The 25,045-nt window shown below is 36.4% G+C and carries 24 protein-coding genes; 12 read left to right on the top strand and 12 right to left on the bottom strand.

Annotated elements, in window-relative coordinates; genetic code table 11:
* Window positions 1-11: 11 nt before the first annotated feature.
* The 3 genes from F598_RS0110585 to F598_RS0110575 form a co-directional block, all read right to left on the bottom strand.
* A complete protein-coding gene (locus tag F598_RS0110585) occupies window positions 12-641 on the bottom strand; it encodes a response regulator (RefSeq protein WP_019039026.1) in 630 nt (209 codons plus the stop codon).
* Window positions 638-2,452, bottom strand: a complete 1,815-nt coding sequence (locus F598_RS0110580) for a sensor histidine kinase (RefSeq protein ID WP_019039025.1) — start codon at window positions 2,450-2,452, stop codon at window positions 638-640. The genes F598_RS0110585 and F598_RS0110580 overlap by 4 nt, the downstream gene beginning before the upstream one ends.
* Before the next feature lie 84 nt (window positions 2,453-2,536).
* A complete protein-coding gene (locus F598_RS0110575; RefSeq protein WP_019039024.1) occupies window positions 2,537-2,767 on the bottom strand; it encodes a hypothetical protein in 231 nt (76 codons plus the stop codon).
* A gap of 37 nt (window positions 2,768-2,804) precedes the next feature.
* Here F598_RS0110575 and F598_RS0110570 point away from each other — a divergent pair, with 37 nt between their 5' ends.
* A complete protein-coding gene (locus F598_RS0110570; protein WP_019039023.1) occupies window positions 2,805-3,209 on the top strand; it encodes a pyrophosphohydrolase domain-containing protein in 405 nt (134 codons plus the stop codon).
* Window positions 3,210-3,305: 96 nt separating this feature from the next.
* Here F598_RS0110570 and F598_RS0110565 read toward each other — a convergent pair whose 3' ends face one another.
* From F598_RS0110565 to F598_RS15650, 3 genes are read right to left on the bottom strand one after another with little or no spacing between them, the layout of a single operon-like run.
* Window positions 3,306-3,920, bottom strand: coding sequence for a deoxynucleoside kinase (locus F598_RS0110565; RefSeq protein WP_019039022.1), 615 nt, complete (start codon window positions 3,918-3,920; stop codon window positions 3,306-3,308).
* A 4-nt stretch (window positions 3,921-3,924) separates the two neighbouring features.
* On the bottom strand, window positions 3,925-4,713 hold the full coding sequence (locus F598_RS0110560) for a hypothetical protein (protein ID WP_019039021.1): 789 nt from the start codon (window positions 4,711-4,713) through the stop codon (window positions 3,925-3,927).
* A 42-nt stretch (window positions 4,714-4,755) separates the two neighbouring features.
* Window positions 4,756-5,079 (bottom strand): DUF6122 family protein, encoded by a 324-nt coding sequence (locus tag F598_RS15650; RefSeq protein WP_019039020.1) that lies wholly within the window; start codon window positions 5,077-5,079, stop codon window positions 4,756-4,758.
* A gap of 106 nt (window positions 5,080-5,185) precedes the next feature.
* Here F598_RS15650 and rpe point away from each other — a divergent pair, with 106 nt between their 5' ends.
* The 4 genes from rpe to F598_RS0110535 are packed head-to-tail and all read left to right on the top strand — an operon-like array spanning window position 5,186 to window position 8,887.
* Complete coding sequence (gene rpe, locus F598_RS0110550) at window positions 5,186-5,848, top strand: ribulose-phosphate 3-epimerase (protein ID WP_019039019.1); 663 nt, start codon at window positions 5,186-5,188, stop codon at window positions 5,846-5,848.
* A gap of 2 nt (window positions 5,849-5,850) precedes the next feature.
* On the top strand, window positions 5,851-6,810 hold the full coding sequence (locus F598_RS0110545) for a YpdA family putative bacillithiol disulfide reductase (RefSeq protein ID WP_019039018.1): 960 nt from the start codon (window positions 5,851-5,853) through the stop codon (window positions 6,808-6,810).
* A gap of 49 nt (window positions 6,811-6,859) precedes the next feature.
* Window positions 6,860-7,771: a hypothetical protein gene (locus F598_RS0110540; RefSeq protein WP_019039017.1), complete on the top strand. Its 912-nt coding sequence runs from the start codon at window positions 6,860-6,862 to the stop codon at window positions 7,769-7,771.
* Between the two features lie 51 nt (window positions 7,772-7,822).
* Window positions 7,823-8,887, top strand: coding sequence for a flavin-containing monooxygenase (locus F598_RS0110535; protein ID WP_019039016.1), 1,065 nt, complete (start codon window positions 7,823-7,825; stop codon window positions 8,885-8,887).
* A gap of 53 nt (window positions 8,888-8,940) precedes the next feature.
* On the opposite strand, the gene sucC is transcribed toward F598_RS0110535, so the two are convergent.
* A complete protein-coding gene (gene sucC / locus F598_RS0110530; protein ID WP_019039015.1) occupies window positions 8,941-10,134 on the bottom strand; it encodes an ADP-forming succinate--CoA ligase subunit beta in 1,194 nt (397 codons plus the stop codon).
* Window positions 10,135-10,222: 88 nt separating this feature from the next.
* On the opposite strand from sucC, the gene F598_RS0110525 reads away from it, so the two are divergent.
* From F598_RS0110525 to yidC, 3 genes are all read left to right on the top strand, one after another.
* On the top strand, window positions 10,223-10,483 hold the full coding sequence (locus tag F598_RS0110525) for a DUF3820 family protein (RefSeq protein WP_019039014.1): 261 nt from the start codon (window positions 10,223-10,225) through the stop codon (window positions 10,481-10,483).
* A gap of 83 nt (window positions 10,484-10,566) precedes the next feature.
* Window positions 10,567-12,174 (top strand): CTP synthase, encoded by a 1,608-nt coding sequence (locus tag F598_RS0110520; protein ID WP_019039013.1) that lies wholly within the window; start codon window positions 10,567-10,569, stop codon window positions 12,172-12,174.
* 104 nt (window positions 12,175-12,278) lie between these two features.
* A complete protein-coding gene (gene yidC / locus F598_RS0110515) occupies window positions 12,279-14,198 on the top strand; it encodes a membrane protein insertase YidC (RefSeq protein WP_019039012.1) in 1,920 nt (639 codons plus the stop codon).
* Between the two features lie 68 nt (window positions 14,199-14,266).
* Here the strand turns inward: yidC and F598_RS0110510 are convergent, their stop codons facing one another.
* Entirely contained in the window at window positions 14,267-15,595 is a 1,329-nt protein-coding gene (locus F598_RS0110510; RefSeq protein ID WP_019039011.1) for a fasciclin domain-containing protein, read from the bottom strand.
* Window positions 15,596-15,746: 151 nt separating this feature from the next.
* On the opposite strand from F598_RS0110510, the gene mnmA reads away from it, so the two are divergent.
* The gene (gene mnmA / locus F598_RS0110505; RefSeq protein WP_019039010.1) at window positions 15,747-16,940 is read left to right on the top strand and encodes a tRNA 2-thiouridine(34) synthase MnmA; all 1,194 of its coding nucleotides are present in this window, start codon (window positions 15,747-15,749) and stop codon (window positions 16,938-16,940) included.
* 9 nt (window positions 16,941-16,949) lie between these two features.
* On the top strand, window positions 16,950-17,894 hold the full coding sequence (locus F598_RS0110500) for an NAD(P)H-dependent flavin oxidoreductase (RefSeq protein WP_019039009.1): 945 nt from the start codon (window positions 16,950-16,952) through the stop codon (window positions 17,892-17,894).
* Window positions 17,895-17,910: 16 nt separating this feature from the next.
* Here F598_RS0110500 and F598_RS0110495 read toward each other — a convergent pair whose 3' ends face one another.
* Complete coding sequence (locus tag F598_RS0110495; RefSeq protein WP_245539776.1) at window positions 17,911-19,833, bottom strand: amino acid ABC transporter substrate-binding protein; 1,923 nt, start codon at window positions 19,831-19,833, stop codon at window positions 17,911-17,913.
* Window positions 19,833-21,362 (bottom strand): glutamine-hydrolyzing GMP synthase, encoded by a 1,530-nt coding sequence (gene guaA, locus F598_RS0110490; RefSeq protein ID WP_019039007.1) that lies wholly within the window; start codon window positions 21,360-21,362, stop codon window positions 19,833-19,835. The genes F598_RS0110495 and guaA overlap by 1 nt, the downstream gene beginning before the upstream one ends.
* Window positions 21,363-21,433: 71 nt before the next feature.
* On the opposite strand from guaA, the gene F598_RS0110485 reads away from it, so the two are divergent.
* Window positions 21,434-21,973 (top strand): pyridoxamine 5'-phosphate oxidase family protein, encoded by a 540-nt coding sequence (locus tag F598_RS0110485; RefSeq protein WP_019039006.1) that lies wholly within the window; start codon window positions 21,434-21,436, stop codon window positions 21,971-21,973.
* 45 nt (window positions 21,974-22,018) lie between these two features.
* On the opposite strand, the gene F598_RS0110480 is transcribed toward F598_RS0110485, so the two are convergent.
* Window positions 22,019-23,611 (bottom strand): CHRD domain-containing protein, encoded by a 1,593-nt coding sequence (locus F598_RS0110480; protein ID WP_019039005.1) that lies wholly within the window; start codon window positions 23,609-23,611, stop codon window positions 22,019-22,021.
* A gap of 108 nt (window positions 23,612-23,719) precedes the next feature.
* Window positions 23,720-24,352, bottom strand: coding sequence for a 7-carboxy-7-deazaguanine synthase QueE (locus F598_RS0110475; protein ID WP_019039004.1), 633 nt, complete (start codon window positions 24,350-24,352; stop codon window positions 23,720-23,722).
* A gap of 111 nt (window positions 24,353-24,463) precedes the next feature.
* On the opposite strand from F598_RS0110475, the gene F598_RS0110470 reads away from it, so the two are divergent.
* Complete coding sequence (locus tag F598_RS0110470; RefSeq protein ID WP_019039003.1) at window positions 24,464-25,027, top strand: hypothetical protein; 564 nt, start codon at window positions 24,464-24,466, stop codon at window positions 25,025-25,027.
* The last annotated feature ends 18 nt before the right edge of the window (window positions 25,028-25,045 follow it).

Raw genomic sequence — 25,045 nt, 5'->3', positions numbered from 1 at the left:
ATCTAAAAAAATTATTCAAATTTATATTTCTTATCCATCGCATAACGGAGAAGTTCTCCTTTACCGTAGAGACCAAGTTTATGCGACATGTTTCGTCTATGGGTATCTACTGTAGATACAGCTGACTCTCTTAAAGATGCTATTTCCTGTGAAGTTTTACCTTCTGCTATAAGATCTAAAATTTCTTTCTCAGTTTTAGACAATTTGCCATTTTTAGTAGTTGATGTCTCACCGAGTACTTCTGAAACACCTTCCAAATGTTCATCAAAATAATTTTTACCGTTATGCACTTGTTTAATGGCACCTATCAATTCATCCAAAGGTGAAGTTTTTAAAATATACCCGTTTACCTCTGCGTTCATCATCTTTTTGACCGCATCAATCTGATCAAACATGGACAGTACTATAATTTTAACATCTTTGAAGTCAGACCTTATCTTCCGGGTTAAAGAAACCCCATCCATTTTTGGCATTTTGATATCGATTACAGCTACATCTACACTAGTTTTTTTTAATTTCTTTAGAAATTCTTTGCCATCATTGGCATAAAACTGAAGTTTTATCTGATCCTCATCCTCGAGTCTCAACTTAACCCCATCAATTAAAGCCTGGTGATCGTCAACTAATGCTACGTTTATCATAATGGTATATCAATAATTAATGTCGTTCCCCTTCCCTTTTTAGTATCAATTTTAAAATCTCCCCTCAAAAGATCTACCCGTTGTTGAATTCCTTCAAGGCCAAGGCTGCCTTTTGCTTTGACCTTTTGTAAATCAAAACCTTTACCATCATCTTCAATTATGATATTCAAAGAAGATTCAATATTCGTTATAGAAACACTTGCTGTTTTGGCCTTAGAATGTTTAACGATATTAGCCATCGCTTCCTGAACTATTCTAAAAATATTAAGCTCAAGGTGATCATTCAATTCCAGTTCATGTCCGATAAAAGAATTAAACTCCACTTCAATTTTACTAAAGGAACTTACATTTTTAGTTAGCTTTTCCAGAGCGGGTATCAAATCCCTGTCTTTCATTTGTCCACTATGTTTCAAGTGAGCGATTGAGCGAATATCCTGATAGGTGTCATCCAGAAGTTGCTGAGTTCTATTAAATATAGAAGATGATTCAGGTTTAGACTTCAATTCCTTTTTCAGTTGTTCAAAATAAGCAGTCATCGCCACAAAGTTGGAACCTATATTGTCGTGAAGATCACTGGCGATGCGCATCCGTTCCTTTTCTTGTCCCATTACAAGCGCATCCAAAGCTTTTAACTGCTGCTTTTTAAGCTCATTTTCAATTCCTTTAATTTGCAAGGCCTTATCCTTTTCAATCAGAAGGCGTTTGCGCTTGGAGTTGATGTAGACCGAAACCGATAAAATCATAAGTAAGCCCAAGGCTCCTAGAGAGCCTAATATGTAGGTTTGATTTTGTTTATTTTCTTGCTCCAGCCTTAGGTTTTCTCGCTCTTTCTTTTCTGCTTCATATCTAGTAAGGTTTATATTTTGCTTTTGGTAATTGAGGCTATCTCTAAAGCGTAACGACTCACTAAGGTAAAAATAAGCAGAGTCTAACTGGTTGATTTGCTTATAATCTTCTGCTAAGGTTTCGTTGATGAATGCGGTTAAGTCATAATCATAATTCAAATTTCGATACGAATTTGCTTTCTTGGTCCAGTAGATGGCTTTTGAGTAATTTCCCTCTATTCTGCTCACATCTCCTATATAGAAATACACCATCGCTACTTTGTGCGTTAAGCCAAGACTTTCGTCAATCTGCAAGGACTTCTTGAAATAATACTCCGCAGAATCTTTTAAAAATTTCTGGTTGGTATAATACATCCCTTTGATAAAATGTATGCTGGAAAGTTCCTGTGGAGAGGGGTCTAGTTTTAAGTAATCATAAGCCTTATCGATGTGCTTAAGAAAATGATCTGTAGTATCGGTACAGGTCTTACAGACATAGGCCAACTCTGTCTCAAGATCTACCAATTGTAGAGGGTCGTTGAGTTCCAGGGCTAATTCATGATAGGCTTTTAGGTAGCTGTTATTTCCATTATACACATCTGGATCGAACATGATATAGTATAAATCCATATTCAATGAATTATAACTCAATAAATCTCCAGCGTCTTTATAATAGTTTTGAGCTGTGATATAATGTGCTGCAGCCCTATCAAAATTCCCATTGAGGTGGTAAGCAGAGGCTAGGTTATCATGATAGTGTGCTTTCTGGTTGGTAGACATCGCTGTGGTATCGATATCAAATAAAAGCGCAAAAGACTCTTTTAGCCGCTTGAAACTATTGAAGTATTTGGCTTTCGCCAACTTTACGTCAAGCCCCTGATTTGCTTTGGATTGAAACAGCAAGGTATCCAATTTTTTAAACTTGCTGTATCTAAATAGCTCATCTATTTTTTGGGTTTGAGCAAAGGCACCCAAACTAATGAACATAAATAACAATGCGAATATCCTCGCAATAACCATATAGCTAAGCCTAAAATTGAACTATAAAAATAGGCAAATTATCGGTTTACATTAAGAATTACCCATCATATTTTTGATGAGATTCAGTAGAGACTCGTCTCTCCAGTAAAATCTTAAAAACACCAGTGAAATGATAAAAATAAAAAAACCTAGAAGAACAAACAGAGTCCCCTTATAATATTTACTATGCAGGCCTTTATCCTTGACATAAGAATAAATCAATATAGAGACAAAGGTGACAACAAAAAAAATGATGAATGCGATGCGACCTTGGGTAAACATATTTGTTTTATTTTACGCAAAAATACTTCTAAAAACGATGAAAAAACCCATAGACCAAGTAAAAAAATTTCATAAAGCTTTTGGACTTGATGTGTCCGAAACTCAAGTCGCCGACTTGAGCCTTGAAAAAAATCTCTTACGCTACAAGTTAATGAGGGAAGAGAATGAAGAATATCTGGATGCAGCAACACAAGGAAATATGGTCGAAGTTGCAGATGCCCTTGGCGATATGCTTTATATTTTATGCGGGACCATCATCTCTCATGGGATGCAACATAAAATAGAGGAAGTCTTCGATGAAATCCACAGAAGTAATATGAGTAAGTTAGGTGAAAACGGAAAACCTATTTACCGGGAAGATGGAAAAGTGTTGAAAGGACCCGATTATTTTAAGCCCGACCTAAAAAGGATTATTGATAATGGCAGTGAGCGTGAGTCGTGAGTCGTGAGTCGTGAGTCGTGAGTCGTATTTAAAAAACATTACTCCTTTGTTCGATATAAAAAAGTCCTCTTCATTAGGAAAAACTAGGAGGCTATTTTAAAACAATCCATTGATTTCTCCATCGATCTTATTAAGGATATAACCAAGATCTTCCGGTTGATCTACAAAATCTAGCTCGTCAACATCTATTATGAGAAGTTTCCCTTTGTTGTAAGTTTCGATCCAGGCTTCATAACGCTCGTTGAGTTTATTAAGGTAGTCGATAGAAATAGAGTTTTCATACTCCCTACCTCTTTTTTGAATTTGCTTCACAAGATTAGGAACTGAACTTCTGAGATAAATCAACAAGTCTGGAGATTCTGTGACGGACTCCATTAAATTAAATAGAGAAGAATAGTTTTCGTAATCCCGATTAGACATCAGGCCCATGGCATGCAGGTTGGGAGCAAAAATAAAGGCGTCTTCATATATTGTTCTATCTTGGATAATATCAAGATTGCTTTCTCTAATCTGAAGTATTTGTCTAAATCTGCTGTTCAAAAAATAAATCTGCAAGTTGAAAGACCACCGCTTCATATCTTCGTAAAAGTCTTCTAGAAAAGGATTTTCGATCACATCTTCATATTCTGCTTTCCAATTATAATGTTTGGCTATTAATTTGGTGAGCGTAGTTTTTCCAGCTCCGATGTTTCCAGCGATTGCAACGTGCATAAAATCAGTTATTTGCGGTGTTTATTTTGTAGGTATAAAGTACTTTACCGCTGTAAATATAGAGGTTTTCACCATTGAAATAAAATTGATCGAAGCTAATTTCAGGTTTTTTAAATCGAATGGTTTTAGTGGTTGATTCTTCAAAAAACTCTAAATAATCATCAGTTTGAATGATGATCTGATTTTTGAAAACTGTAAAAGAAAATATATTATCAAGGAGAATAGTATCTACCAGGCTGCCATTGATATTGTACTTTAAAAGTCCATCAGCATGTTGAAGCCATGCAAAATTATAATTGCTTTTAAAATTGATTATTTCTTTACTGAATGGCAAAGATGAGTTATTGGTTCTTAAAAGTTGATAATTAAAAAGCTCTAATTGTTGCAAATCTGCATTAAAAATCCAAAGTAAATTGTCTTTAGAAATGCCCGCAAAATCGACTGTTTTCACATCAGCTATAAAGTTGAAATTGACTCGATCTATTTCATTAAGACGATTATCCAGAAGTACAATGGTATTGGCTTCCTTATAGAACAATAATAACCTTAAAGGATTTAAAAGGTCTACCTTTTCCAGAGCCCCGAGTTGTAAGTCCTGAAATTGAAATTTTTTTCCGTTTTCAGTTTTATAAAAGACATTATTCTTAGAAAAATAAAATTGATCGTAGGGATCTACTCCCCAGAAATGATCGGCTTCCATAGGCTGACGGTTAACCATCTTTAAGCTAGAAGACTGGGCAAAACTTGCTAACGTAAGTAAATTCAGAACTAAAAGAAATAGACCTGTTTTCATATGTGATTATAAGTCTGAAATATACCAAATAAAGCCAGCACTTCAAATAGAAGACCACACACAATCCATACCATCGGTAATCATATGAAACACAAGACCAATACATACAAGCTTTATCCACTTGTGTTTTATCAAGAACATGCCCAAAATATAGAATACTATCGCTATTTCAGAATGGAAAGTATGAAAGCCTACACTACACCGATTGGGGTCAAAAATTGGGCTAGCCCATAAATGATCGACATCCACTAGCATAGTACTCAGCAAAATCAGGTAAGCCTTCCATACATCCCTGGGACTATAAAACCAGGCGATTATAAATATCACAACGAAGTGATTGCTATAATGAAAAAAAGCTTGCCACATAAAGATACAAATAGAGTTAAACCGGTCTTAAACACTAGCCGTTTTTAAAAATAATTAGGCTTTTTAAAGGCTTAAAGCTTTATTTTTGTAAAAAATTAAAAAATTAATGAACTCTAAACTTATTGCTCCATCCTTGCTAGCTGCAGACTTTGCAAATTTACAACGCGACATCGAACTCATCAATCAAAGTGACGCCGACTGGTTTCATATTGACATCATGGATGGCGTTTTCGTACCTAATATTTCTTTTGGAATGCCTGTTTTAAAAGCGATTACCAAGCATGCTAAGAAGTTTATCGATGTTCATCTTATGATCGTTGATCCTGACCGTTACATCAAAGACTTTGCAGACCTTGGCGCCAACATGCTTACAGTGCACTATGAAGCCTGCAATCATTTACACAGAAGTTTGCAGTCGATTAAACAGCACAAAATGCAGGCTGGAGTTGCTTTGAATCCTCATACTAATGTAGAATTGTTGAGAGATTGTATCCAAGATATTGATATGGTGTGTTTAATGAGTGTGAATCCAGGGTTCGGTGGTCAGCATTTCATCGAAAGGACTTTCGAGAAAGTTAAGCAATTAAGAAGGATGATCGAAGAAGAAAATGCCACCACTAAAATTGAGATCGATGGTGGAGTTACTGATAAGAATGCAGAGAAACTTGTAGAGATTGGTGCTGATGTTCTAGTGGCTGGGAGTTATGTTTTTAAAGCTGAAAATCCTAAACAAACTATCACCGAATTAAAAAAAATGATAAATAAGTAATTATGATCTATGATGTATTAATAGTTGGAGGAGGTCCTATAGGGATTGCATGTGCGCTTGAGGCAAAGAAGAAAAATCTATCTTACATCATTGTAGAAAAGGGGGCTCTTGTTAACTCTTTATATAATTACCCTAACAAAATGACGTTCTTTTCAACGTCAGAAAAGCTGGAATTAGATGATATTCCTTTTGTAAGCAATAATCCTAAACCGACCAAACAGGAAGCTCTAGAATACTACAGAAGGATTGTAGAGTCGAAACAAATTCACATCAATTTATTTGAAAAAGTAGAACGGGTAGAAAAAAACGATAAACTTTTTGAAGTGGTTTCCTCTAAAACTACCTATCAAACCAAAAATATAGTCATTGCTACTGGATTTTATGATATTCCTAATTATCTGAATATTCCTGGCGAAGAGATGGACAAGGTAACTCATTATTATGATGACCCTCATTACTATGCCACCCAAAAAGTCGTGGTAGTAGGTGCTAGCAATTCGTCTGTAGATGCAGCTTTGGAAACCTATCGAAAGGGAGCCGATGTAACCATGATTGTAAGAGGAGAACAAATAGGCGAACGCGTTAAATATTGGGTTAGACCAGATATCATCAACAGAATAAAAGAAGGAAGCATAAAAGCTTATTTCAATGCTGAGTTAACAGAAGTTGAAAAAGATCAGATTAAATTTAAAGACGAAGAAGGGAATATACAATCTTTAGATAATGATTTTGTGTTAGCGCTCACAGGTTATCGTCCGAATTTTGAGTTTCTTGAAAGCCTTGGTATTAAACTCAGCGAAGATCAATTATCAATTCCAGAATACAATCAACAAACCATGAAAACCAATGTAGACGGTATTTATCTTGCTGGGGTGATTTGTGGTGGAATGGAAACTCATAAATGGTTTATTGAAAATTCAAGAATTCACGCTAAAATGATTATGGAAGACATTAATGCTTAAATAACATTTGTTGTTAAATCTAGAATTAACATTTTAACTATATTTAGGCATGTCAAAATCAACCTTAAAAAGTAGTTTCAAGAAATTTAACCGTTTTGTTTTATCTGAAACCTTAAAAGAAAAGCTTGAGAAAATAATTGTCATTGCTGCCATTGTTTGTTTTGGTATACATCTCGCTATAATCGGCTTAATTGATTTTGACATTTTAGACTTCGGAGCTTATGATGGTAATTTGATCATCAGTCCAATTTCTGCTATTTACACCCCTTTTTCAATTATTTTAATTTACGAAGTGTATCTCCTCGTTTTTTATTTACCAAAATCCATTACAATCTATATTGGTAAACAGTACGAGATCATCACCTTGATCTTAATTCGTAAGATTTTCTATGACTTATCTAACTTAGAATTCTCATCGAGTTGGTTTTCCATTGAAGGAGATATTCAATTCACCTTAGACATTGTAGCTACCTTGGCTTTGTTCTTTTTAATCTTTCAATTTTATAGACTGAATTCAAAAAACAGAATTGAAAAAGAAAAACTGACAGATAAAACAAAATCACACATTAAAGTAAAAAATGCATTTGCAACCATTCTTGTTCCAACTATTGCGCTTCTTGCCTTATTTTCATTCGGTGACTGGCTATATACAACCATCAGTAGTACCGATTATTCATCGACCTCGATCAAAACGGTTAATACCATATTTTTTGATGACTTCTTTACTGTGCTTATTTTAATTGATGTTCTGCTTTTATTGTTTTCCTTTCTACAAACTGAAGAATTTAGTCGTGTGATTCGTAACTCGGGTTTCGTGATCTCTACTATTCTTATCAAATTATCTTTTAGTGCAGATAATATCATTAATACTATTTTAATTGTGGTCGCCGTAAGTTTTGGACTTACTATACTCTACATTTACAATCAGTACTTTAAGCTCAATCAATCTTTAAATACCTAAATTTGCAATTGGAGCTCATTTAGCTTATCTTATGTAAAAGGTTTTTAAATGATGTACGATTTTATAATTATAGGTGCTGCACAAGCCGGATTGTCGATGGCCTATGAGCTTGAGCAGTTGGGTAAAAATTACTTAGTCCTGGATAAGGAAAATGAAGTTGGAGCTTCCTGGCTCAAGCGGTGGGACTCCTTAGAGTTGTTTACGCCTTCAGAGTTTAATAATTTAAAAGGGATGGACTTTCCCAAGCCAAAAGGACATTACCCCAATAAATACGAGGTCGCTGATTATTTTAAGTCCTATGTCGAAGCCTTTAACATTCCTATTCAATTCGAGACGCTCGTTACTGAAATTCAAGATAAAACTGATTACTTCATAATAAAACACGAAGAAGGTTTTTATGAAGCCGAGCAAGTCATTATTGCCACTGGGCCATTTCATATTCCTTATACTCCACCTTTTCATACCAAAATTGACTCCTCTATAGTTCAAATCCATAGCGATTATTATAAAAATCCTGAGCAGTTACAAGAAGGCAAAGCCATGGTGGTGGGTGCTGGAGATTCTGGATATCAAATATTAGATGAAATTTCTAAGACCAATCGAGGTGTCTATTTTTCAGGAGATACCGATGTCAAAACTCTCCCTCAGGAATTTCTCGGCAAAACCTTATGGTGGTGGTTTACCAAGACTGGCTACCTGAGTTTCAGTAAAGAATCTTGGTTGGGGAAAAAAATAAGCAAGGCCAAGCAGCCTGTTATTGGCGTAGATGTGAAAGGAATTTTAAATAGGGAAAACGTCATTCCAGTTGGAAAAACCATAGATGCCAAACAGAAATTAATCGTGACAGAACAAGCAAAGCTAGTGGATATTAAAAACATTATTTGGGCTACGGGATATCGCCCAAAATTTGATTGGATAGAAGGTTTAGAACTCGACAAATCCGGTTACCCTGTCCACCATAGAGGGGTTAGTAATGTTGATGGGCTTTACTTTATAGGTTTACCATGGCTCCACACGCGAGCCTCAGCAACGCTTGGTGGCATTCAAAAGGACGCAGACTATTTAGGAAATTATATAAGAGAAAAAAATAATAAGAAGGAAGCTGTTTTCTCATAAATTAAAAAACCCTCGAAATATCGAGGGTTTTTAGTATAAATTGACTTGTAAAATTAAGCGAGTACTTCCTGAACCTTATCAGCTGCTTCTTTAAACTGAACTGCGGTTTTCACATCAATTCCAGCCTCATCAAGTAACTTCACTGCTTCTTCAGCATTAGTACCCTGTAATCTTACTATTATTGGGACATTGATTTGATCTCCCATATTTTTGTAAGCTTCAATAATTCCATTAGCCACACGGTCGCATCTTACAATTCCACCAAAAATATTAATTAAAATCGCCTCAACTTTTTCATCTTTCAAGATCAATTTAAAGGCTTGCTCTACACGTTTAGCATCGGCTGTTCCTCCAACATCCAGGAAGTTTGCAGGTTCTCCGCCAGCAAATTTGATAAGATCCATCGTTGCCATAGCAAGACCGGCACCATTGACCATACAACCTACGTTTCCATCCAGATTCACATAGCTCAATCCAGCTTCTCTGGCTTCTACTTCTGTAGGATCTTCCTCACGCGTGTCACGCATGCTCTGGTAATCTTTGTGTCTAAATAAAGCAGAATCGTCTAAAGTAACTTTAGAATCGACCGCGATGATTTTGTCATCACTGGTTTTAAGCACTGGATTAATTTCAAATAATGAAGAATCCGATCCTTCAAAAGCTTTGTAAAGAGCTGTGACAAATTTTGTCATTTCTTTAAAAGCTTTGCCTTCAAGACCAAGGTTGAATGCAATTTTTCTAGCCTGGAATGGAAGAATTCCTGTAGCAGGATCTATTTCTTCTGTAAAGATTAGCTCTGGTGTTTTTTCTGCAACACTTTCGATGTCTACACCACCCTCTGGAGAGTACATGATCATGTTTCTTCCTGTTGCTCTGTTGAGCAATACAGACATATAATATTCTTCAGGTTCATTATCGCCAGGATAATAAACATCTTCTGTAACCAAAATTTGATGCACCTCCTTTCCTTCTTTGCTAGTTTGAGGCGTCACTAAGTGCATACCTAAGATATCATCTGCGAGTTGCTCGACTTCCTTTAGGTTTTTAGCGAGTTTTACACCACCGCCTTTGCCACGTCCACCCGCATGAATTTGGGCCTTAATGACGTGCCATCCAGTTCCAGTTTCTTCTGTGAGCTTTTTAGCTGCTTCAACTGCCTCTTTGGGCGTATGAGCTAAAATTCCTTTTTGGATACCAACTCCAAAACTGCTTAATATTTGTTTGCCTTGATATTCATGTAGATTCATAATCAGGTTTTATGATATAAATTTGGTTCACAAAAGTAATAATTTAAAGTTTGGCTACAATAATTTAAAAAGGTTTCTTAGCAACTTAATGGAAAGACATACTTACACACACATCTACCTTGATATGAATTCTGAATCCTACAAAAAAGCACTCTTGGAACTCGCCTCTGCCAAGATGCCCTTTGGTAAGTACAAGGGCTATTTTATCTCCGACATACCTGAGTATTATTTGGTTTGGTACAAACGGAAAGGGTTTCCAGAAAATAAGTTGGGTCGGCAAATGCAGGAAGTTCTAGAATTGAAAGAAAATGGTCTTGAACCTATCCTGAGGAAAATAAGGACTTGCTAATTTTATTTTCAAGAAAATTTTCTGTTTAAGCAAAAATTAAATGATATTTTTGCATCCCGTATAGACACAAAACAATAACACAAATGGCCGATACAAAGTATATTTTTGTAACAGGCGGTGTTTCTTCGTCTTTAGGGAAAGGAATAATCGCAGCATCTTTAGCAAAACTTCTTCAAGCAAGAGGATACAAAATAACTATCCAAAAACTTGACCCCTACATTAATATTGATCCTGGTACGCTAAACCCCTACGAACATGGAGAATGTTTCGTCACAGAAGATGGGGCTGAAACCGATCTTGACCTTGGACATTACGAACGCTTTTTAAATGTGAACACTTCTCAGGCCAATAATGTCACGACAGGCAGAATTTATCAGAATGTCATCGATAAGGAGCGACGTGGAGATTTTCTGGGAAAAACTGTTCAGGTTATTCCTCACATCACCAATGAAATAAAAGAACGAATCCAGACGCTTGGGCAAGAAGGAACTTACGATATTGTCATCACTGAAATCGGAGGTACTGTTGGCGACATTGAGTCCCTGCCTTACATCGAAGCCGTACGACAACTAAAATGGGAGCTTGGAGAGCATAACGCGCTCGTTATTCACCTAACCTTGATCCCTTACCTCTCTGCTGCCAAGGAACTTAAAACTAAACCTACACAGCACAGTGTAAAAACATTGATGGAAAGTGGAATATCTCCTGAAATATTGGTATGTAGGACTGAGCATGAAATCAATGATGACATCAGAAATAAATTAGCACTCTTTTGTAATGTCAAAAAAGAGGCGGTTATTCAGTCTATTGACGCCGAGTCCATCTATGAGGTCCCTGGGTTGATGGCAGAAGAAGGACTTGATACCATTACTTTAAAGAAACTAAATTTAAAAGATGATATAGTTCCTGAACTTGACAAATGGAATTCATTCGTCAATAAATTAAAAAATGCTACACAAGAAGTATCCATTGGCCTGGTTGGAAAATATGTAGACTTACAGGACTCCTACAAGTCCATCTTAGAATCCTTCATTCATTCAGGGGCTTATAATGATGTGAATGTAAAGGTGGTATGGATCAATTCTGAAGAACCAGAAAATGATGAAGTCTTCAAACAACTTGACGGTATCCTAGTGGCACCAGGTTTTGGTGAGCGTGGGATAGAAGGAAAAATTGCTGCAGTTGAATTTGCACGAACCCAGAAGGTTCCCTTTTTGGGCATCTGTTTAGGCCTGCAAATGGCCATCATAGAGTTTTCGCGCAACGTGCTAAAACTAGCAGAAGCAAATTCAGAGGAAATGAATCCAAAAACACCGCATCCAGTCATTGGGCTTATGAAGGATCAAAAAGATTTGAAGCAGATGGGAGGGACGATGCGTCTTGGAGCTTGGGATTGTGAATTAGAAGAGGGCTCAAAACTAGCAAACATCTATGGATCTACACATATCTCTGAGCGTCATCGCCATCGCTATGAAGTTAATAATAAGTTCATCTCAGACCTGGAGTCAAATGGTTTACGATGCTCCGGCAAGAATCCAAAGACAGGCCTTGTGGAAACTGTAGAACTCGAAGGACATCCCTGGTTTGTAGGCGTGCAGTTTCACCCAGAATATAAAAGTACAGTAGCGATTCCTCACCCTTTATTTTTGAGTTTTGTTGAGGCTGCCAAAACCTTTCGTAAAGGCCGATAAACAAAAGGAATTTTTTAAATAATTGTAGTTTAAACTTAGTTTATAAAATTAAATGTTGATTTTTGCAGATATTTTGTAAAATCAATTTCAGAATTAAATCTTAAATGGAAGAAAAAAAAGCGTTTGATAAAAACTCTATCATAGGTTTTGTCCTGGTAGCTCTCATTCTCATCTGGATGATGTACATGAATCCTACAGAGAACACCACTCCAGAAGAAGACAAACAAGAACAGGCAGAATCTACTCCAGATAAAACTCCTGAAGTTGAAAATACGCCTGTAACTTCGAGTCAGGTAGCAAAAAGCTCAACTCCAGATAGTCTTCAAAACTCTGTTCAGAATGAGCTGGCCAAAAGGGAGTATGGTGCTTTTGCTTATTCTGCACTGAATACAAATACTGAAGATCAAGTTTTAACAAGAATTGAAAATGAAGTCCTAGAATTGACATTGAGCAATAAAGGAGGACAAATTGTAGAAGCTAAGCTAAAACAACACGATACTTATGAAGGCGACCCTGTTTATTTGATAAAAGACGGGAATGCCAGCTTTAATATTTCATTTGAAGCTAATGATGGTCGCACTTACAACACCAAAGATCTTTACTTTAAACCGAGTCTATCTAGTGAGAATGGTGAGCAAACCATTACCATGAGAGCTAAAATATCTGATGTCGAGTTTCTTGAATTCTACTATGCCTTACAACCAGGGGATTATATGCTTGATTTTGGAATTCGTTCTCAAGGGCTAAGTAACCTAATCACTTCAGATGAAGCTAGTTTGTCTTGGGAAGTAAAGGCGATGAGAAAATCAAAAAGCATCTCTTATGAAAACAGGTACACTGAAATAGTTTATTTGTATGAAGGAGATAAAGACGATTATACGGGTCAAGGTGATGAAGCTGTAGAGGAAGATAAACTGATCGAATGGATTGCCTTTAAGCAGCATTTTTTCACTTCAATTTTACTCACCGATACTCCTTTTGCTAAAGGTAAAATGACCTCGACCAATTTGGTACAAGATGAGGAGGTAGATACACTATATACCAAAAACTTCCTTGCCGAAGTCCCGCTAAAATTGAAAAACGGTGAATTTTCTGAAAGTATGAATTGGTATCATGGGCCAACTGAGTATGACTTACTTGGGTCTTATGAAAGAAATCTAGATGAAATCGTACCCTTAGGCTGGGGAATCTTTGGGTGGATTAACAAATATGTATTTATCCCATTTTTTGGGTTTTTGAGCAGCTCTCTACCAAGCTATGGGCTGGCTATTATAGTTATGACAATTGTGGTGAGAATCGTCCTCTCTCCCATTACCTATAAATCTTACTTATCTCAAGCCAAAATGAAGGTCTTAAGGCCGGAGATCAATGAGATCAACGAAAAGTACAAGGATAATGCGATGAAAAAGCAGCAGGAAACCATGAAGCTGTACAGCAAGACGGGAGTAAGTCCATTGGCTGGTTGTATTCCTGCGTTATTGCAGATCCCTGTGTTCTACGCTCTATTTCAGTTTTTCCCTAGTGCATTCGACTTGAGGCAAAAGGGATTTCTATGGGCAGAAGACTTATCGAGTTATGACGTTATTTTTGAATGGGATACTTACATTCCCTTAGTCTCATGGGCTTATGGAAATCACGTGAGTTTATTCCCTATCCTGGCTTCTGTTGCTATCTTCTTTTATACCCAAATGACGGCTGGGCAAAATATGCAACAAAGTTCTCAACCAGGTATGCCCAACATGAAAGTCATTATGTATTTCGCTCCTTTGGTAATGCTAATCTTCTTCAACAACTACGCCAGTGGTTTATCCTTGTATTATTTTATTTCGAATTTAATTACAATTGGAATTATGCTGGTAATTAAGCATGTGATCATCGATGAAAAGAAGATTCTAGCAAAAATTGAAGAGAAAAAGAAAAAACCGAGAAAGAAGAAAGGGAAATTCGGTAGAAAGTTTCAAGAAATTATGGAACAGGCTCAAGAACAGCAAAAACAAAAACAAAATAAGGACAAAAACAAGTAACGTTAACCGTTAAGATCAAAAAAAGGAATCCAATTTGGATTCCTTTTTTAGTTTAGAAGCGCTAATATTTATTGATTGACTACAATCTCTCCATTCATACCTGAGTGTATGGTGCAGAAATACCGATCTATTTCTGAAGCTAAATCGGAAGTTAATGTGAATTCAAATTGAGTTCCATTCGAAACAAATTCTACACCAGCATCAGCTTCAAAAGATCCATCAGCGTCCTGGCTCAAAAGTGGATCACCAGAACTATTTCTTATTTCAAAAGGATGGTTACTAGCTCCAGTCACGGTCAACACATATCGAGTTCCTATAGTAAGTGTCCAAGTGCTATTATTGGTGTTTAATTCAGTAACATTTTCATTTCCATTGATCTCACTCACAAAATAAGCCGCTGCTCCATCGTTATCCACTGTCATAGATACAGTATTAGCTGATGGCGGTGGATCTAAATTTAAATCCTGTAAAATCACGGTATCCACTACATGTATTACACCATTTCCAGCCTGCACATCGGTAACCACAATTTGGATTTCTCTTCCATTTTGATCAATAATCGTTGTTCCATCAAGTTCAAAATTAGCACCAAGGGTTTCTACAGTACCTTGAGGTAAATTCGTTGAGGTAAAATTATTTTCTGAAATTATATGTGTAAATAAAGCGGTAGTTAAAACTTCCCCATCAATATCAGCAAGATCATCGACTCCTAGCTCAACTAATAAATTTGAAAACGCCTCATTTGTTGGAGCAAAAACCGTAAATGGCGCGGGAGATTCAAAAGCACTTAATGTTCCAATAAAATCAGGCTGATCTTGTCTTGTTAAAGCAGCTTCAAGCGTTTCAAAATCAGGATCTGCTGTTGCAAATGTCGTAACATCTGGTATCATAATCACTTCATCTACAACATGAACCACACCATTGGTCGCAAGGTTATCTGGACCTGTAACCGTAGAAATACCGTTGATACTTATGTTTCCTCCAACGTTGATAAAGAGACTCAAGTTATTTTCATCTCCAGATAAATTTTCAACTCCTAAAGACTTAAGGTAAGAGGTCTCTAAATTTGAAGATTCTGCTGAACCCTCTAAAACATGATTTAAAAGAATATTAGTCAACTGTTCCTGGCTTAGACCCGAGGTGTCAATATTTCCAAATGCAGCATCTGTGGGTGCAAAAATCGTGTAAGTCCCATCTGCTAATACGACATCCAATCCAGTGTCTACTAATAATTGCTCCAGAATAGTATGGTCTGGGCTTTCTTCAATTATTTCTAAAGTAGTTGGTCTTTCATTGATGGGTTCACCAGCCCCATATTCATCGTCACTGCAAGAACTGATCCCTGCAATAAAAAATAACGTTAATACAAAATTTGGTAATAAATTTTTAATGCTCATAACTTTTTTTTTAAAAGTAAAGAGAATTAAACCGCTTTTTGTTTAATAAAAGTTAATTATCATTAAACAATACTAAAAGGGTCATAGCTAAGTTAAATGCGAATGGAACTCTATCTAAGTTTTCGTAATTTTGCATTTTGACAATAAGAATATGAAAAGAGTTGTAGTAGGACTTAGTGGGGGTGTAGATTCTAGTGTTGCTGCCTATCTCTGTAAAGAGCAAGGCTATGAAGTTATTGGTTTGTTTATGAAAAACTGGCACGATGACTCGGTCACCATCAGTGATGAATGCCCCTGGCTTGAAGATAGTAATGATGCAATGTTAGTAGCTGAAAAACTTGGCATTCCTTTTCAAACCGTGGATTTAAGTCAGCAGTATAAAGAGAGGATTGTAGACTACATGTTTGCTGAATATGAAAATGGTAGAACACCTAATCCAGATGTACTCTGCAACAGAGAGATAAAGTTTGACGTATTCATGGATATTGCAACATCTTTGGGAGCAGATTTTGTAGCTACCGGACATTATTGCAGAAAAGATAGTTTCGAAAAAAATGACGAAACCATATACAGGCTTTTATCAGGAAAAGATAAAAATAAAGACCAGTCCTATTTTTTATGTCAGGTTTCTCAGCAACAATTAGCAAAAACGCTTTTTCCAGTTGGAGAACTGCAGAAATCTGAAGTGAGAGAAATAGCCAAAGAACAAGACCTCATCACAGCCGATAAAAAAGACTCTCAAGGGCTTTGTTTTATTGGGAAAGTAAAATTACCAGATTTCCTACAACAAAAACTACAGCCTAAAAAAGGACAGGTGATAGAAATTGATTCTTCTCATGAAGTTTTCGTTAAAGCGCGCGAAGAAACATCAAGCTCAGAACTCGTGACTCAACTAAAAAATCACAGTAAAAAATTAGAATTGAAACCTGAGTATGGAAAAGTACTTGGAAACCATGATGGAGCCCATTTTTTTACTAAAGGACAAAGAAAAGGACTTGCTATAGGAGGTACCAAAGAACCCTTGTTTGTGATAGATACTGATGTTGAAAATAATATTCTATATACCGGTCAAGGTAAGAATCATCCAGGCCTACATAAAAAAGGGCTTTGGGTAAATAATGATGAAGTGCATTGGATTAGAAAAGATCTGGAACTGAGCTCTGGAGAAACCCTGGATGTGAAGGCCAGAATTCGTTATCGACAGCCCTTAGAAAATGCCAAGTTATATCAAATGGAAGAAGAGCTGTACGTTATTTTTGAACATGAACAAACTGCGATTTCTGAGGGTCAATTTGTAGCTTGGTACCATGACGATGAATTACTGGGCTCAGGAGTAATTGCATAAATAATAAATATGGCACAAAATAGAATTACAAAATTATTCGACATAGAATACCCAATTATTCAAGCGGGAATGATATGGGCTAGTGGATGGAAATTAGCCAGTGAAGTAAGTAATAGCGGTGGTTTAGGAATTATTGGCGCTGGTTCTATGTATCCTGAAATATTACAGGAACATATTCAAAAATGTAAACAGGCTACAAATAAGCCTTTTGCGGTAAACGTCCCGATGCTCTATCCAGATCTTGAGCAGATTATGGAAATCATCATCAAAGAAAAAGTCCCTATTGTGTTCACCTCTGCTGGAAATCCTAAAACCTGGACCGCTCATCTTAAATCTCAGGGAATTAAAGTCGTACACGTGGTGAGTAGTGTGAAATTTGCTCTCAAGGCCCAGGAAGCTGGTGTAGATGCTGTTGTGGCTGAAGGCTTTGAGGCTGGAGGTCATAATGGTAGAGAAGAAACCACGACATTCACACTCATTCCCATGGTAAAAGCCGAGCTTGATATACCGCTTATCGCAGCGGGAGGTATCGGCAACGGAGCTGGTATATTAGCAGCCATGGTGCTTGGTGCAGATGCCGCTCAAATTGGTACTCGATTTGTAGCAAGTGAAGAAGCTTCTTCACATATCAACTTTAAAAATGAAGTAGTCAAGGCCGTTGAAGGAGATACAAAACTTACACTCAAAGAGCTGGCTCCTGTCAGAATGCTCAAAAACAAGTTTTACCAGGATATTGAAACCTTATATAAATCATCACCCAGCAAAGAAGAACTTCAAGAGCTACTTGGCAGAGCCAGAGCTAAAAAAGGAATGTTTGAAGGAGATCTGGAAGAGGGCGAATTGGAGATTGGTCAGATTTCTGGACTTATTCAGGATATATTGCCAGCCCATAAAATCATGGAAAATTTGATTTCTGAATTTGAGCAGGCTAAAATAAACGTGAGTAAACTTTAAAGCCTACTTCGTTCTCCTATTTGGTATCTGTAGCTAAAAAATCAGCGAGGTCTAAAGCCTCTATTTTTAAATCTTCCAGATACTCCAAAAGGTAAATGGCATCATTTTCATAGCCTTTACTAAACTCCTTTTGAACATAATTGAATTTATTTTCAAAATATTCTGTAAAGCCCTCAATTTCTGTTGAAGCCTTTAAGGTTTCCGCATAAGCCAGTCTGAGGATCACATCCATCATGACATCGTAACCTCTAATCACATATCTGCTAGGCTCTACACCATGTTTGTTCTTGTAGGCATTAACAGTGGTATCAACATCTAATAATTGAGTTTTTGAAATGGAAGGAAAAGTGAAATTAAGATCACTTAAGTAAAAATTAGATATCTCATCTTCATAGAATCCGTTACGCTTAGAAGAAAAAAGTCTTATATCATAACCGTCCTTTTGTAAAGAGTTAAGATAAGAAATCGTCAACTCTGTAATTCCTAATTTTTGGGTTTCCAGGACAAACCAGTTTACTTTAGACTTATCTAGCAGAGGTTCTATGTCGGTCTTCTGCAAGTAGTCTTCGCTAGATTGATTTGCAATCTTAATGTCTGGAAAAGTATAGGTATATTTTCTTTGAACAGGTGTTGAAAGACTGTCAGTAAGGATTACAAGGTTTTCATCTTGTTGGTATTTTTGCAAATATGTGATAAGCACTTCTTGCATTACTTCATCTTTAGGCAAAGTATTATAGAGATTTTCGTACTCAAAATCTGGATTGACCAAAGGAGATATCACCGGAACGCTATCTTGTTCTAAATATTCCGCTACCATTTTTAAGCTTGGATCCAATAGCGGACCCACAATTGCTTCGTATGTTTTGAAACCTTGATTTAAGTGCTGATTTACGTATGTAGGATCGTTTCTAGTATCGTAAACATCCAAATCTACATCTATCCCTTTCACTCTCGCTGAATCTATTGCCATTTGTATGCCTTCATAAAATTCTAAGGAAATTCTTAGCAGGTTGCTATTTTTTACCAGAGATTTTGAGCTTATACTGTCAATTTCAGTTCTTTCCAAATTTAAGGGCAGCATCACAGCTATACGCTTGGTATCAAGATACCTTAGGTTGTTTTGCAAATCAAAAGGTCTAAACCTTGAGGTCTTAATTTTTTCAAACTGAGGAATTTTTAGAATCAGTCCCTCACTAAAACCTTCAAATCTTAAAGATGGATTCACCTCTTTTAGCTCTTCTTCACTTACATCGTAACTTTCAGAAATAGACTCGATTGAATTAGTCTGATCAATTTTTATAAAAGAATAATTTTGAGTGGATCTTGGTTGATTTGTGTTCTCTTCAACCGGTCTTTTGATATTGAGAAATTGTCCGGGCTGTATCTCTTTTTCATCAATACCTGGGTTAAGTTTCTCTAATTGAGTTACAGTTAGCCCATATTTTTTCGAAATACCATACTTGGTTTCTTTAGGAAGCACTAAGTGTTTTAGTGAGCTAAACTCTGAATTCTTAACACTTTGGTTAATATCAAGATCTTTATCTTTTAGCTCGTAGGCTGGAATCCGAAGAATATCATTGAAATTCAATTCTCTTTCTTTAAGAAAAGGATTGTAAGTTTTAAGATCTTTAATTTTTACGTTGTAAGATTTTGAAATACTGTATAAAGTTTCCTTAGGGCTCACTTCATAAGCGATGAGTTTCACTTTAGGACTAAGCTTAAAATCAGTATTCCGGGGAACGACAAGTAACTGCCTTGAAATATCGCTTGTTTGGTCCAAATGAGGATTCAGCTGTCTCAGAGTAAATACGTCAAGCTTTAGAGTAGAAGCGACTTCTTCTAAAGTTTCGTTGAGTCCTACTTCATAAGTTTTAAGATCTTGAGCCTTGAGGCTTGCAAGTGAAATTAAAAAGAAAAAACTGACTAAAAGGTATTTCATTATTCCCATTCTATGGTTGCTGGTGGCTTAGAGCTTATGTCGTACACTACTCTATTAACGCCTTTTACACGATTTATTATTTGATTGGACACTTTTTGCAAAAAGTTATAAGGCAAATCTACCCAATCTGCAGTCATTCCATCTGTAGACTCAACAGCTCTTAAAGCTACAACTTTTTCATAAGTCCGCTCATCGCCCATCACTCCAACAGAATCCACTGGAAGTAACATAGCTCCAGCTTGCCAAACTTTATCGTATAGCTCCCATTCTCTAAGACCATCGATAAAAATGGCATCTACCTCCTGTAAAATTCGAACCTTTTCTCTGGTTATATCCCCTAGAATTCTGATAGCAAGTCCTGGACCAGGAAATGGATGTCTGCCTAAAAGCTTTGGATCAATACCCATTTCTGCTCCTACTCGTCTCACTTCATCTTTAAACAACATTCTAAGTGGCTCGACCACTTTTAATTTCATGAAATCAGGAAGACCTCCAACATTATGGTGGGATTTAATTGTAGCCGAAGGACCGTTTACTGAGATAGATTCTATCACATCTGGGTAAATCGTCCCCTGCGCTAAAAAAGTAGCATCTTCTACCAAGGAAGACTCATCATCAAATACTTCAATAAAAGAATTGCCTATTATTTTACGTTTTTTTTCTGGGTCTGAAACTCCTTCTAGAGCATCCATGAAACGATCTGTAGCATCCACTCCTTTCACGTTAAGCCCCATATCTTTATATTGATGAAGGACCGAATCAAATTCATTTTTTCTCAATAGCCCATTATTGACGAAAATACAATAAAGGTTTTTTCCGATGGCTTTATGAAGTAAAGTTGCTGCTACCGTAGAATCTACTCCTCCACTCAAGCCTAAAATGACTCTGTCTGAACCTATTTTATTTTTTAACTCTGAGACCGTCATATCTACAAAAGCTGAAGGAGTCCAAGTTTGTGGAACCTTGGCGATTTTAACTAAAAAATTTTCAAGCAATTGAGCACCATCAGTAGAATGATAGACTTCGGGATGAAATTGAATACCATAAGTATCTTCCCCTTCGATCTTGTAGGCAGCATTAAGTACATCTGCTGTGCTTGCAATCCTGGTGAAATTATCTGGAATTGTTTTGATGCTATCACTATGCGACATCCAAACCTGTGATTGTTCCAAAATATTTTCAAAAAGCGCCTCTTTATCTTTTATCATAGACAAGTTAGCCCTTCCAAATTCTCTGGTATTGGAACTGGCCACTTCACCTCCAAAGTTGTGCGCCATATACTGAGCGCCAAAACAAACTCCTAAAAGAGGGATTTTACCCTTAATTTTGGTCAAGTCTGGTTCTGGAGCTTCAGGATTTCTACAGGAGTATGGACTGCCAGATAAAATAACCGCTTTAAAACCTGTAAGATCTTCAGGAACTTTATTAAAAGGATGGATTTCACAGTAGATATTAAGTTCACGCACTCGTCTTGCAATAAGCTGAGTATACTGTGATCCAAAATCGAGAATAAGGACATTTTTTTGCATAGGCAAAAGTATAAATTTGCGATAAAACTGACTTCTGTTTAACTGCTCTTTTTTTAACTTTAAAATAAAAAATGCTAGATCAAATCTTTAAAGATTTAAAAAATGAAGTCAAATTTGGATACCTTAAGAAAAAGCATCCTTATCGCTATCCCAGCCTTGGAAGCATAGAGGATCAAAAACCTGTTCAGCGAACAGTGGTTTTAAGAGACTCTACAGATCAATTTGAGTTGATTATGTACACAGACGAGCGTAGCGATAAAATTCATCAATTTGAAACTAATCCAAATGCTAGCTTACTGTTTTATAATCATAAGAAGTTACTTCAGGTTAAAATTGAAGGGAAGATGCAACTCATTCGATCTGGGAAAGATTTTGAAAATTACTGGAGCCGTGTACAAGGTAAATCACAGAAGGATTTTATTACACAACAAGCTCCCGGAACCCCTATTGACAATCCAGACCACGTTGAGTATAAAGAGGATGAGCACCATTTTTGTTTGCTCAAATTAGTACCAGAATCTATGGAATATTTAGAGCTTAAAAGACCAAACCATATTAGAGCTAGATTTGACAAAGTGAATAACTGGGAAGGACAGTTTTTAAATCCATAAAAAAAGCGGCCCAAGGGCCGCTTTTAAATTTCTACTGTGGAATTCTTATTCTAGGTTAGCACCTATATCACCTTGGGCAACAATTGTTTCTAATTCTGTTGCACTCAAATGAACATTGACATAACCTGCAATTTCTAATATATCAGCGTAGGTAAAAGAATCTTCATCATCTCCGTTACCTTGTCTCGTATCAGACATGCTCATTCCTGTAGCACCATCGACAGGGTTAAAAGAGAAAATAATTGGACCGTTATCTACAATTTCACCTGCATGAATATGAGCAGGATGCATTCCATCTGCTGGAGTTCCTACCAAATCAATAGTTGCTAGTGCAAAACCATTAATTCTTTCTTCAAAAGTGATTTCACCATTTATGCCCATAACATCAACTTCATTTAGGGTATAGGTTATTGACTCACCTGTCAGCTCATTTGATCCAATATCGCCTTGAGCTACAATAGTTGCTAAATCATCTCCAGGCCCTAAATGTACATTAACGTAAGCATCTGCTTCAAGAATTTCAGCATAAGATATAGCATTTTCCCCTTCCATAGCACTTTCATCGCTTTCAGTCGTACTTATCCCAGATGTTCCATTAACTGAATTGAAAGAGAAAATTATAGAACCTCCAATAATAGCAGAATTCATATGAATGTGAGCAGGATGCTCTTCGCCTTCAATCGTATTTTCTAAGCTTATAGTTGCCAATGCAAAACCATTTGCACGTTCTTCGAAAAGTATAGATCCACTAATATCTTCTACATCCTTCTCTCCTAGCTCGTAAGTTTTAGACTCACCAGTTAATTCATTTTGACCAATATCCCCTTGAGCAACTATAGTTTCTAGTTCTTCGGCACTTAAATGTATATTCACGTATGCGTCTAATCCTAGAATTTCTTCGAAAGTAAATGCATTTTCACCCTCCATTGCGCTTTCATTTGTATCTGTATTGCTGATACCTGTAGCACCATTTACAGGGTTGAAAGAAAAGATAATATCTCCACCCTGGGCTGCAGTGTTCATATGAATATGTGCTGGGTGCAAACCATCATCTGGTGTTCCTTCCAAAGAAATTGTAGCCAATGCAAATCCATTGGCTCTCTCTTTAAAAAGGACAGTACCACTAATACCTGGTACAGCTCTTTCTCCTAAATCATAACTTTTTTCTTCACCCGTAAAATCGTTTTGACCAATATTTCCTTGTGCAACAACTGTATCATCGTTTGGATTCAAATGTACATTGATATAAGCATCAAGTCCTTCTATATCTTCAAAACTAATTGGATTTCCATCAACATCACTAGTAAATTCTGTGATACTTAATCCGGTAGCACCATCTACAGGTTCTAGTGAAACAATTATAGGTCCCGTTTCAAAAGCAGCATTCATATGAATATGAGCTGGATGCATGTTGCCAGGAGATGTTCCTTCTACCTCAACAATAAGTTGAATAGAACCATCTTCTTGTTCGTTAAAAACAGCATCTCCACTCACACCTGAATCGTTGAGCTCACCAAGATCATATCTTATGTTATCTAAAATAGGATCGGTAACAGGATTTAAACTGTCATCATTATCGCAGGCCACTATAAAAAGGCCTAAGAATAATGGTAAAATAAAATTTTTAATCTTTTTCATAACTAATTTTTTGTTGTTTAATTTAGTTACGAAAGTTAGGGTATTATGGTTGACGCAAATCAAAAAAAACCTTAACAGTTAACAATTATTAACTTTATAATTAGCTATTTAAGGAATATTTAAGTACTTATGCGTCTGAAGTGAAATACGCCATTTTGGGTTAGACATGACATAATCAACAATTTGAGGTGTCATTTTTTCTCTCACACTCCATTCGGGTTGAAGAAAGAGCTCACATTCTTCACTAACCTGCTTTGCTTGCTCTTCTGCAAATCTAAAATCGTGTTTATTATATATAATTACCTTGAGCTCATCTACACGAGGATAAATCTCCGGTTTTGGTAATTTTATCTTTTTTGGAGATAAGCAAATCCAATCCCAAACCCCAGACATATCATAAGCTCCAGAAGTTTCAATATGAATTTGCAAGCCATTGGCCTTAAGGCCTTCGGTAAGTAAAGACATATCCCAGGTTAAAGGTTCACCTCCTGTTATGACTATGGTGTTGCTGTATTTTTTGGCATTTTCTATAATAGAACCTATCTGAGTGGGTGGGTGTCGCTCAGGGTCCCAACTTTCTTTCACATCGCACCAATGGCACCCCACGTCACAACCTCCTATTCTTATAAAATAAGCGGCAGTTCCTGTATGATAGCCTTCTCCTTGTATAGTATAAAATTCTTCCATGAGGGGAAGCATAACCCCTTTATGAACAAGTTTTTCTATGTTTTCGTTTTGCATGCTGCAAAGATACTGAAAGCTATAGTCGAAATAAAACTATTGTGAAACTTATAAAGTTGGATGTTCGTCCTCATAATTGATGACTTTCATTATTTTTGAAAAAAATTATAAATGAGAATTTTGTCCCTCTTCAGTTTATTGATAGCTGCTGTATGCTCAAGTTGTAGTCATACAGTTTCGGAAACTTTAATCGCAAAAAATCAATTAGGACTTCTAAACTCCAACACGGAAATAGAAGAATTGAAATCGATTTTGAACTCAGACTCCATCCCTAATTTGGAATCAAGCACTAATCGTGAAAAATTGACTGAAATAGAAGTCTACGATAAAAAAGGAAATTTATCCTTACTTATTGAACCTAACTATCAAAATGACTCACTGATTACTATCGATGAAATTCAAATTCTGGATCCGAAATATCAAACTAAGAAAGGATTAAGTGTTGATAGTAATTTCAAAGTGATTTATGAAAATTATAAAATTGATAACATACAAAATAGCATCAGCAGTGTCATTTTGAGTTTAAATGAAATTGGCGCCTACGTGGTTATCGACAAAAAGCATTTACCAAGCGAGCTAAGATTTGATTCTGAAGTGAAAATTGAAGCCAATCAAATACCCGATGAAGCTCCCATCAGGTACTTCTGGCTTAGATTTGACAGCTTACCAGATTAATCTTTTTATAAATCATAT

This window comes from Psychroflexus tropicus DSM 15496 (genome assembly GCF_000378765.1).
Lineage (GTDB): Bacteria > Bacteroidota > Bacteroidia > Flavobacteriales > Flavobacteriaceae > Psychroflexus > Psychroflexus tropicus.
This window is presented reverse-complemented; position numbering and strand designations above follow the sequence as displayed.